At 31.1% G+C, this 10,072-nt stretch carries 12 protein-coding genes; 10 read left to right on the forward strand and 2 right to left on the reverse strand.

Annotated elements, in window-relative coordinates; all coding sequences use genetic code 11:
- The first annotated feature begins 6 nt into the window (after positions 1–6).
- Both H9661_RS10780 and H9661_RS10785 read left to right on the forward strand, forming a co-directional pair.
- Complete coding sequence (locus H9661_RS10780) at positions 7–558, forward strand: TetR/AcrR family transcriptional regulator (RefSeq protein WP_143315887.1); 552 nt, start codon at positions 7–9, stop codon at positions 556–558.
- Between the two features lie 146 nt (positions 559–704).
- Positions 705–2,342: an MFS transporter gene (locus H9661_RS10785; RefSeq protein ID WP_143315888.1), complete on the forward strand. Its 1,638-nt coding sequence runs from the start codon at positions 705–707 to the stop codon at positions 2,340–2,342.
- 44 nt (positions 2,343–2,386) lie between these two features.
- Here the strand turns inward: H9661_RS10785 and H9661_RS10790 are convergent, their stop codons facing one another.
- The gene (locus H9661_RS10790; protein ID WP_143315890.1) at positions 2,387–3,106 is read right to left on the reverse strand and encodes a YetF domain-containing protein; all 720 of its coding nucleotides are present in this window, start codon (positions 3,104–3,106) and stop codon (positions 2,387–2,389) included.
- A gap of 267 nt (positions 3,107–3,373) precedes the next feature.
- Here H9661_RS10790 and H9661_RS10795 point away from each other — a divergent pair, with 267 nt between their 5' ends.
- The 6 genes from H9661_RS10795 to H9661_RS10820 are packed head-to-tail and all read left to right on the forward strand — an operon-like array spanning position 3,374 to position 6,551.
- A complete protein-coding gene (locus H9661_RS10795) occupies positions 3,374–3,580 on the forward strand; it encodes a DUF1657 domain-containing protein (RefSeq protein WP_143315898.1) in 207 nt (68 codons plus the stop codon).
- A 14-nt stretch (positions 3,581–3,594) separates the two neighbouring features.
- Complete coding sequence (locus tag H9661_RS10800) at positions 3,595–4,455, forward strand: DUF421 domain-containing protein (RefSeq protein ID WP_143315902.1); 861 nt, start codon at positions 3,595–3,597, stop codon at positions 4,453–4,455.
- A gap of 12 nt (positions 4,456–4,467) precedes the next feature.
- The gene (spoVAC, locus tag H9661_RS10805) at positions 4,468–4,947 is read left to right on the forward strand and encodes a stage V sporulation protein AC (RefSeq protein ID WP_143315903.1); all 480 of its coding nucleotides are present in this window, start codon (positions 4,468–4,470) and stop codon (positions 4,945–4,947) included.
- A complete protein-coding gene (spoVAD, locus tag H9661_RS10810) occupies positions 4,948–5,949 on the forward strand; it encodes a stage V sporulation protein AD (RefSeq protein ID WP_143315904.1) in 1,002 nt (333 codons plus the stop codon). It abuts the gene before it with no gap.
- 19 nt (positions 5,950–5,968) lie between these two features.
- Positions 5,969–6,322 (forward strand): stage V sporulation protein AE, encoded by a 354-nt coding sequence (spoVAE, locus tag H9661_RS10815; RefSeq protein ID WP_191768748.1) that lies wholly within the window; start codon positions 5,969–5,971, stop codon positions 6,320–6,322.
- Between the two features lie 22 nt (positions 6,323–6,344).
- Positions 6,345–6,551 (forward strand): DUF1657 domain-containing protein, encoded by a 207-nt coding sequence (locus H9661_RS10820; RefSeq protein ID WP_143315906.1) that lies wholly within the window; start codon positions 6,345–6,347, stop codon positions 6,549–6,551.
- 62 nt (positions 6,552–6,613) lie between these two features.
- On the opposite strand, the gene H9661_RS10825 is transcribed toward H9661_RS10820, so the two are convergent.
- Positions 6,614–8,365 (reverse strand): methyl-accepting chemotaxis protein, encoded by a 1,752-nt coding sequence (locus tag H9661_RS10825; protein ID WP_143315907.1) that lies wholly within the window; start codon positions 8,363–8,365, stop codon positions 6,614–6,616.
- Between the two features lie 278 nt (positions 8,366–8,643).
- Here H9661_RS10825 and dapF point away from each other — a divergent pair, with 278 nt between their 5' ends.
- Complete coding sequence (gene dapF, locus H9661_RS10830; protein WP_143315908.1) at positions 8,644–9,501, forward strand: diaminopimelate epimerase; 858 nt, start codon at positions 8,644–8,646, stop codon at positions 9,499–9,501.
- A 20-nt stretch (positions 9,502–9,521) separates the two neighbouring features.
- On the forward strand, positions 9,522–9,959 hold the full coding sequence (locus tag H9661_RS10835) for a GNAT family N-acetyltransferase (RefSeq protein ID WP_191768750.1): 438 nt from the start codon (positions 9,522–9,524) through the stop codon (positions 9,957–9,959).
- Positions 9,960–10,072 lie beyond the last annotated feature (113 nt).

A 10,072-nucleotide genomic window follows, 5' to 3' on the forward strand; every position in this document is an offset into this window, starting at 1 on the left:
GAAATTATGCCAAAAATTTTAGAAAATCCTAAAGAATCTATACTATCATATGCAAAAGAAATTGTTTTAACCCAAGGTATTGAAAATTTAACTATGAGAGAGGTATCTAAAAAATCAGGTATAGCAGTTGGTACTATATACAATTATTTTCCAACCAAAAGCATTTTAACTATCGAGTTAATAGAAAACTATTGGTATGAATATTTAAATATAGTTGACGACATTGATAAAAACTTTGATGACTTATTTATTAAGCTACAAGAAATTTTCAAGCAAATGAATTTTTTTGTTGATACCTTTAAAGAAATATGGATAAAAAATTATTCCTCAGAATATACTGATGATGGACTAAATAGAAAAAATGTTTTCCTAGATAAGCTATATAAAAAACTTGAAAAAATACTTATTAAGGAGCAAGACAAAAAAACTATTCATTTATCTATCGACCCTTATATAATTGCTAAATTTTTAATTTTAAATTTTATGATGATGGCTCAAATGAATCAATTTGAATACGAAGATTTCGATAAGATAATCAAAGATTATTTATCTAAATAATATCATTAAATCAATTCAATATAATATACCTTGATTCATTTATTATTCATATTAGATAGTTTCCTTATAAACTTGTATGGTATGAATAATTTTTATGAACTTTTATGAACATTGTTCACAAAAAAAATATATTAAGGAGGAAAATTATGATTAAGAAAAATCAAACACTAATTCTTATACTCTTTATGCTAGGAATATTTATGGGCGCAATAGATACAGGTATTGTCTCTCCTGTTAGAGGGCTTATTCAAAATAGTTTTAAAGTTGACCAAAATATCGGAACTTGGATGATAACACTATATACATTAATTTATGCTATATCTATGCCTATAGTAAGCAAATTAGGTGATAAATATGGATATAAGAAAGCGTATGTATTTGGAATTGCTACCTTTGGAATTGGATCTCTCCTATGCGGTATTTCAAATTTTTATGGAACATTTGGATTTTTCTTGACTGCTCGTGCTATTCAAGCACTTGGTGCTGGGGGAATAATGCCTATCGCCAACGCTGTAATTGGGAATAGTTTCCCTGAAGAAAAAAGAGGAAGCGCCCTAGGACTAGTTGGCATGATTTATGGAGTTGGTAATATACTTGGCCCTACTCTAGGTAGTAGCATAATTGATATGGCTGGTTCCTCAAACTGGGGATGGGTATTCTTTATTAATGTACCAATAAGCTTAATTATTTTGATATTAAGTACTTCGTTAAAGAATACAAAAGCCTCAACTGAAAGACCAATGGACATTTTAGGGGCAATCGTACTTGGCGGAGTTATAGGAAGCCTTATGTATGCTTTAACTAATCTCGATTTCTTTAATTTTACCGAAAGCATAAAATCAACTGATGTCTACCCTTATCTAATCATATTTGTACTACTCACACCATTATTAATATCTATAGAGAATAGAGCAAAGGACCCAGTTTTGAATGTTAAATACTTCAAGAACAAAGAAATGCTAGTTATCTTAATTATATCTTTTATCGTTGGTATTGGAATGATGGGAATGATATTTGTTCCTCAATTTTCAGAAAATGTTCTTAGATTAAAATCAGGAAGTGGCGGATACTTAATAACTCTACTTGCACTTTTCTCCGGTATCTCTGCTCCTATAAGTGGTAAGCTTATCGATAAAAAAAGTGCTCGTTTTGTCTTATTATTAGGTTTTACTTTTACTATATGTGGAACCTTATTTCTTGGACTTATTGCTACAGAATCTCTTACTTTTATAAGTATCTTTATAGGTCTAGCACTAATGGGACTTGGGGTAGGATTCACTATGGGTGCTCCTCTTAACTATTTAGTATTAAAAACTGTATCAAAAGAAGAAAGTGCCTCTGGACTTGCTACTATGTCACTTATGCGTTCAATTGGCCTTGCTATATCGCCAAGTGTAATGATAGGATTCATTGTAGAAGCTTCTAAAACCTTGCAAACAAAGCTAATGGATGCCGTTCAATCTAGCTTAGGAGCTACTACAAGTGGTATGCCAATAAATCCAACTAACACTAATACTGATGTTTTCAAGTCATTGCAAAATGCAGATATAACTACCATTGTAGATATGTTAAAAGCAGCACTTGAAAGCATTTTGCCATCTCAAATAAAACCTATGATAATTAATGCAATTGATTCCGTTAGTAATACAATTATTGATACATTCCAAAGTGTAATTAATTATGGATATAGAAATATGTTTATTGCAGCTGCTATTATTGCTTTAGCTGGCTTAATAGCAACCTTATTTTTAAATAGAAAATGTGAAAAGCCTAAAGTCTCTTAATAAATAAAGCAGGTTTATTAAAAAGTATAAGCCTGCTTTATTTATTATTTATTTTCTGTGATATCAACAGGATTTGGCAATTTATCACTAAAGTAATCTATGTATATCTTTTTATCTTTATCAAGAGTTGCATAATATACATCTTCAATATTCTTTACTCCCATCATCTTTAACTGACTAGTTAGCCACTTAACAGAAATTCCTCTCTTTTTCAAATTCTCATATATTATCCTACCTGTAACTACAATATCCGTAATTAACTCTTCTTGTTCCACTTGCAATTTCATATCTTCAACCTTCACATTTTCCTTATTAGCTACTTTTACAACATTTATTTCTCCTGTAGTTTCTAGAATAGCATATTTAACATCTTGTATATTAAATATATCCTTTTTTCTCAATAGATGATTTAAATCATCTATTGTATATTGAAACTTAGATAAATTTTTTTCAAAAATATGCCCATCTTGAATTACCAGCACTGGTTCTCCATCAAGTATCTTTGAAATACTTCTATTTCTTCGAGCAATATATGACATAAAAAAAGTTAATCCTCCAAACAAAAATAATCCTATAATATGTCCCAAAGATGATTGACCTAGATCTGTAGCTACCGTTGCAGCTATAGATCCAAAAGTAATTCCATTAATATATTCATATACTGTAAGTTGCGCTACCTGTTGACGTCCTAAGATTCTTGTAATTAATAATATTGCAAAAAAAGCTATTAATGTCTGTAAAATTATATCAATAATCTCTATCATTTATATCACTCTTTCGTATATATTTTTATTTCTATTAGATACTAATATTAAACACTAATAGGTTTGAACAAATTAATGAAATTTATACAGGAGGAATTTTTATGTCTTTAGGAACAAAAGCTTTATTAACTTTATTATTTATAATTCTCGTTATATTTTCTTTATATTTTCTACATAGAAAAAAAAAGATATAAATCAAATTATAGTATATTAATATAAAACTCTGATAATAATAACTTTGTGAATTTATTTATGGAGTTGATTGTAATGACAGTAGGTTCAAATGTAAAACAAACCTTGGCTAATTTAAAAGGAATTGAAAGCACGTTAAGGATTTACTCAGTTCAAAGTAATAACAGAGAAGAAGTAATGGCTTATAAAAAAGCCCTTCAAACTACTGAGTCAGTAATTAATGATTTTGAAAAAAGAATACGAGTTTTAGAATTTGAAGAACCACAATATAAGGGAAATTAAGAGAGGAAGAGATTATGCAAAATTGGATTATAGTTCTAATTAGAACTTCAATTATTTTCTTTTTAACATTAGTCATGATTAGATTTATGGGAAAAGGAAGTTTATCGAAAATGACGCCATTTAAACTAGTAAGTTATATTGTAATTGCAATTATTGCATCATTGATATCCCTAGGTTTAATAGGTAACCTTATTTTTGGTCTGTTATCCTTATTTATTTGGGTAGCATTTTCTATAGCCCTAGATTACCTATCCATAAAAAGCAAATGGGTTCATGACTTTATAAATGGAAGAGAAACAGTTTTGATAAAGAACGGAAAAATAATGGAAGAAAACTTACTTGACGTGAAACTCACAGGAGAAGAATTGCTTAAATCATTACGTTCAAAGAATGTATTTAATCTAGCTGATGTAGAATTTGCAGTTATGGAAACAACAGGTGAAATAAATGCATTGTTAAAATCCGACAAAAAACCTGTGACAGCTCACGATTTGAAACAAAAGGTAGCTCCTATATCTGAACCTCAAACAGTAATACTAGATGGAAACATATTAGATGAATCACTTTCAAACAGAGGATTAAATGAAGAATGGCTAAAATCTCAGCTCTCTAATTTAGGAGTATCTTTAGACAATGTATTCTTGGCTCAAATAGATTCTTCAGGAGATTTATATGTGGATTTATTTGATGATTCAATAGAGTTACCTAAGCCTCAAGTCAAAGAATTGCTTTATGCCAATATTTCTAAAGCTCAGGCTGATTGTCTTTCTTTTTCCTTAGAAACAAATAACCCAAAAGTTAAAGGAATGTATTCATCTGATTCTAAAAAATTAGAAAAAATGATGAACAAACTAGAGCCATACTTGTTACGTTAGAAGGTGATAAAATTGTCCAACAAAAAGAAGAAAAAACTAACTCCTACTCAACAAGAATATCAAGATTTTGCTAAAGATATTGAACCTAAACGTCCAGTTCTAAAAAATTGTATGAGAGCATTTTTAGTTGGAGGTATTATTTGCACTATAGGCCAAGTCTTTCAATATATATTTGTTAACTGGTTTGGGCTTACAGAAGAAAATGCCTCAGGTCCTGCTTCAGCAATTCTAATAATCCTTTCAATTTTATTAACTGGTTTTGGTGTATTTGATCATATTGCTCAATGGGGTGGGGCTGGCACTGCAGTTCCTATTACTGGATTTGCAAACACCATGGCTTCTGCTGCTATAGAACATAGAACTGAAGGATATGTACTGGGTGTAGGTGGAAATATGTTTAAGTTATCCGGCTCAGTAATTGTCTTCGGTGCTTTTTCTGCATTTGTTGTTACAATAATTAAACTATTAATCAAATGGTTAGGTGGGATGTAAATGCTTAAAGGTCATCAAACATGGATTTTCGATTCTAAACCAATAATAATTTCTTCTGCTGCAGTCGGTGGCCCTTTTGAAGCCAAAGGTGCATTAACTGACGACTTTGATTTTCTTCATCAAGATGTGTGGTTAGGTCAAGATAGCTTTGAAAAAGCAGAAAAGAAGTTACTTGAACAGGCTTGTGAAACAGCAATTACAAAAGCTAATATGAAAAAAGAAGATATTCAATTCTTTATTAGCGGTGATTTAATGAATCAAATTATTTCAAGTACATTTACCGCTCGTACTTTAGGTATACCTTTCTTAGGTATTTATGGTGCTTGCTCAAGCGCAATGGAAAGCCTTGCGTTAGCCTCCCTACTTGTAGACAGCAAAGCAGCTAAATATGTGATAGCTGCAGCTTCTAGCCACAATGTAGCAGCAGAGAAACTATATAGATATCCTACAGAATATGGTTCTCAAAAACCACCTACTGCTCAATGGACAGTAACTGGTGCTGGTGCTGGTTTAGTAGCTGAAAAAGGTTCCGGACCAAAAGTAACCTGTGCAACTATCGGCCGTGTAGTAGATATGGGCTTAACTGATCCATATAATATGGGCGCAGCCATGGCTCCAGCTGCAGTTGATACTATCGAGGCTCATTTTAGAGATCTAAACATCGACCCTTCCTATTATGATCTAATTGCTACAGGAGATTTAGGCAGAATTGGCCATAAGATCGCTTCCGATTTATTGACCAAACATGGGCATAAAATTCCTTCAAATATTTTTACTGATTGTGGACTTTTAATTTATAAAGATGATCAACCTGTAATGGCTGGTGCAAGTGGTTGCGGGTGCTCTGCTACTGTAACATATGGTCATCTACTTAATCGTATGAAAAAAGGTGAGTTAAAGAAAATCTTAGTAATTGCTACAGGTGCATTACTATCTCCTCTATCATACCAACAAAAAGAAAGTATACCTTGTATAGCTCATGCAGTATCTATAGAAATGTAAAGAGAGGTGTTGATTTAAATTGATGACATTTATTTGGGCATTTATTGTAGGTGGAATAATATGTGTACTCGGACAGATAATGATGGATATCTTTAAACTTACACCCGCTCATACTATGAGTACCTTAGTTGTAATTGGTGCTATTTTAGGAGGTTTAGGTTTATATGCTCCATTAGTTAAATTTGCTGGTGCAGGAGCTTTTGTTCCAATATGCAGTTTTGGCAATTCATTGGTAAAAGGAGCATTAATGGAAGCTGAAGAAACTGGCATTTTTGGAGTACTTACTGGTTTATTTGAAGTAACTAGTTCCGGAATCTCCTCTGCAATAATTTTTGCATTTATAGCTTCATTAATTTTTAAACCTAAAGGCTAATATTTGAAAGGAGGTGAAAGTTATGACAGTAGGAACTCAAATGCAACAAGCAATTGCAGGTATTCAAAGTGCATCTGCTACAATGAAAACTTTTGCTTTAGAAACTCAAGATAAGCAAGCTAAACAACAATTTCAACAAATAGCTGACCAACTTGACTCATCACTTCAAACATTAAAACAAAGGCAACAATACATAGAAAATCAAGAGCCTCAATATAAACAACAATAATTGTAGTTTTAATGCAAAATAGAGAGGAATTTCTTCCTCTCTATTTTAATTCTATTCTATATCTAAACATTAAACTTGTTAGCTAGTTCTGTCAAACTTTGAGATGTTTTAGCTTGATTTTGAGAAGCTTTTGCCACTTCATCTATAGCATGTGTTATTTCATTTATGTTATTTAATACATCTTCAGAACTTGTTGCTGACTCAACAGAAGTTGCAGATAAGCTTTCCATTGCAGAGGATACTTGATCTATAACTTCCTTCATTTGTTTTGATGAACTAGCTATGTCACTAGCCATACTATTAACAAAATCTGCATCCTTTTCATATTGAATACCCACACTTATAAGTAACTCATAACTTGGTTTTACCCCTGTTTCAAGATATTCTAAAACTTCTTTTCCACTATTAGATAAATTTTCAAACGCTTGTTCAATCCTACTTACCATAGCTTGAATGCTAGATACTGCTTCTGAAGATTGCTCCGCTAAACTTCTTACTTCATCAGCTACCACAGCAAATCCTTTTCCCATCTCTCCTGCTCTTGCAGCCTCAATTGCAGCATTTAATGCAAGTAAATTGGTTTGTTCTGCAATATTTCCAATAGAATCTGCCATTACTGTAATATCTTTAACAACCTTTCCTTCATCAATGGCCTTTAATATATTTATTTTATTTTTTTCATATATTTCATTACCTTGTTCTATATTCCTAGCAGCTTTTTCTCTAACTTCAACAGCTCTTTCCTTAATTTTATTTGCTGATTTAAAACTATCATTTGCTTTAATATTTAATTGCTCTGTTGCATTTCCTATCTCTTCTGTTGATGCAGTAACTTCTTCTGTTGTAGCACTTAAATCTTGAATTCCTCTTGTAATTTGTCCTGTAGATTCATTCGCCATTTCCATACTTGATGAGACTTCTTCTGCTGTAGCAGACAATTCTTGACTTGAAGCATTAATCTCTCCAGTACTACTAATTATTTCTGTCAACAAAAGCTTCATATTATCTTTTGCTTTATTTAATGCTATAGATAGTTCTCCTATTTCATCCTTTGAATCAATATCTATCCCTTTAGTTAAATCTCCTTCTCCTAAATCATCAGCAAACTTAACAACCTTCTTAAGCTTCTTTGATATCGCTATAGCCATACTTGTTCCTAGTATTATAGCTAAAACAAACCCTATTATTGTGATAGATATAATCATAATTTTAGAACTCTCATATGTTAAATTATTTGACTGAGACATTACATCTGCTTCTTTCACAGCCATATCAATTAGTTCTCCTAATCCTTCAAATAGGGATGCTCTAGCATTTGAGGCTCCTGATATCTCCTTTATAGCTGATTTATAATCCCCTGATGTTCCGAAATCACACACCTTTTGGGACATATCTAGATATATCTTTGATGAAGTTTCTATCTTCTCAAAAACTTTCCCATCATTCTCCTTTTCATCTTGCCCCATATATTGTCTTTCCGACTCATTTGTTGCTTTAATCTTGGCAAATAATTCTCCAGCTTGTTTAGTTAAATCCTGTACTTCTTTAACAATCTCCTCATTTTCACCAGGATCTTTTCTTTCTTTATATGCCATTTTAATTAATGCTGTTCTTATATCTGAATAACTCTGTCTTAATAAGTTAACCTCTTCTATAGTTTTTAGATTATAATCATGAAGAAGTGCGGCATTAGAATTAATTTTCTTCATATTTTGTAACCCAATAATACCTACAACTATTATAAATATAGAAACAAAAACAATCAAAACAGCCAATTTTGCCCACATCTTTAAATTTCCCATCAACTTAACCATTACTTCCTCCTTGTGTACTTTCATCATTTTTTCTCGAATTTTGTCAACCCTAATATATTTATCGTGTTTATATTGCCACACTTAACAATTATTTTAATAACACTTTAATCTTGTTAAATTCACCTTTCTAAGGTTTATAATTTCACTATTTATAAACACTTAAAAAGCCACAGTATCATCACACAGCACTTTTTGCAATATTATTAACAATAAACACTATATTAAAAACCAAAAATGCTAAATATAATTTATTATATAAATATTAAGGAGTGCGAAAAATGGAAATTATATTGAAAAAATATCATGGACTAGGTAATGATTATATTATTTATGATCCAAATAGAAATAAATTAGATTTAAACACTAAAAGAGTGAGACTAATTTGTGACAGACACTTTGGAGTTGGTTCTGACGGAATTTTATTCGGTCCAATTTGGGAAGGAGGACAAATAAAACTACGCATATTTAACCCTGATGGTAGTGAAGCTGAAAAAAGCGGAAATGGAGTTAGAATATTTTCAAAATATCTAAAAGATTCAGGTTATATCAAAGATAAGTCATTTGTCCTAAATACTTTAGGTGGAAATGTTAATGTAGAGTACCTTAATAAAAATGGAGACTTATTAAAAGTTTCAATGGGGAAAACAACTTTCTTGAGCGATAAAATCCCTGTAACAGGTCCTTCTCGAGAAGTTATTGATGAACTAATGACTTTTAATAACAAAGAATATAGAGTAACATGCTTGTCTATAGGAAATCCTCACTGCATAATTCCTATGGAAAATATCTCAAAAGAAAAAGCCTCTGAATTAGGTAAGTATGTCGAATCATCGAGAAACTTTCCAAACAGAATAAATATGCAACTATTGAAAGTCATGGATAGGGATAATATACAAATTGAAATTTATGAGAGAGGTGCTGGCTACACTCTAGCATCTGGAAGCAGCAGTTCAGCTGCTGCTACTGCCGCTTATAAATTAGGACTTATTAACAACAAAGTTACTGTTCATATGCCTGGAGGAAATCTAAAAATCGAAATACAAAATGATAGCACCGTATTTATGACAGGCACAGTAAATGCTATTGGTTCTATAAATCTGTCAGAACAATTTATAGATGAATTACTTAAAATTTAGGTGAGGGAGAGTAGCTTATAATGGTTAACATAAACAAAATATGCACTAAGGATATTACTGAATTAGCAGATTTATATAAAGAACTTCTATATGTAGAAGCAAATCTAGAAAAAATGAAAAAGACTTTTCACTGGATAGATTCTAATAATAATTATATTTTGCTAGGTGCAAAAGATGATGATAATAACCTAGTAGGTTCTGTTTTAGGTGTTATATGCCAAGATATTATAGGTAGTTGTCGTCCATTTATGGTTATAGAAAATTTAATTGTAAAGAATAATTACAGAAGACTTGGAATTGGAAAGAGTCTAATAGATTATCTTGAGAATTATGCTAGCGAACTAAACTGTTCCTATACTATGCTTGTATCATCTTCATATAGGAAAAGTGCTTATAAATTTTATCAAGCATCAGGATACGACATAGATTCTGTCCAAGGTTTTAAAAAGTATATATAATGAGGATGTAGAATAACTTGTGTAAATTGAATATTGGATATGTTTTATAACTGGAAATTTCATTTCCAGTTATATTTTTATCTTTCTTTTCAAATACTAAAACTGGATAGTAC

Source organism: Clostridium cibarium (assembly GCF_014836335.1).
Lineage (GTDB): Bacteria > Bacillota > Clostridia > Clostridiales > Clostridiaceae > Clostridium > Clostridium cibarium.

What these genes read in the sequence shown, in the direction of transcription:
- spoVAD (WP_143315904.1), top strand. Translation starts at nt 4,948, where the DNA reads ATGCTTAAAGGTCATCAAACATGGATTTTCGATTCTAAACCAATAATA.
- H9661_RS10785 (WP_143315888.1), top strand. Translation starts at nt 705, where the DNA reads ATGATTAAGAAAAATCAAACACTAATTCTTATACTCTTTATGCTAGGA.
- H9661_RS10820 (WP_143315906.1), top strand. Translation starts at nt 6,345, where the DNA reads ATGACAGTAGGAACTCAAATGCAACAAGCAATTGCAGGTATTCAAAGT.
- H9661_RS10825 (WP_143315907.1), bottom strand. Translation starts at nt 8,365, where the DNA reads ATGGTTAAGTTGATGGGAAATTTAAAGATGTGGGCAAAATTGGCTGTT.
- H9661_RS10780 (WP_143315887.1), top strand. Translation starts at nt 7, where the DNA reads ATGCCAAAAATTTTAGAAAATCCTAAAGAATCTATACTATCATATGCA.
- dapF (WP_143315908.1), top strand. Translation starts at nt 8,644, where the DNA reads ATGGAAATTATATTGAAAAAATATCATGGACTAGGTAATGATTATATT.
- H9661_RS10795 (WP_143315898.1), top strand. Translation starts at nt 3,374, where the DNA reads ATGACAGTAGGTTCAAATGTAAAACAAACCTTGGCTAATTTAAAAGGA.
- H9661_RS10835 (WP_191768750.1), top strand. Translation starts at nt 9,522, where the DNA reads ATGGTTAACATAAACAAAATATGCACTAAGGATATTACTGAATTAGCA.
- H9661_RS10790 (WP_143315890.1), bottom strand. Translation starts at nt 3,106, where the DNA reads ATGATAGAGATTATTGATATAATTTTACAGACATTAATAGCTTTTTTT.
- H9661_RS10800 (WP_143315902.1), top strand. Translation starts at nt 3,595, where the DNA reads ATGCAAAATTGGATTATAGTTCTAATTAGAACTTCAATTATTTTCTTT.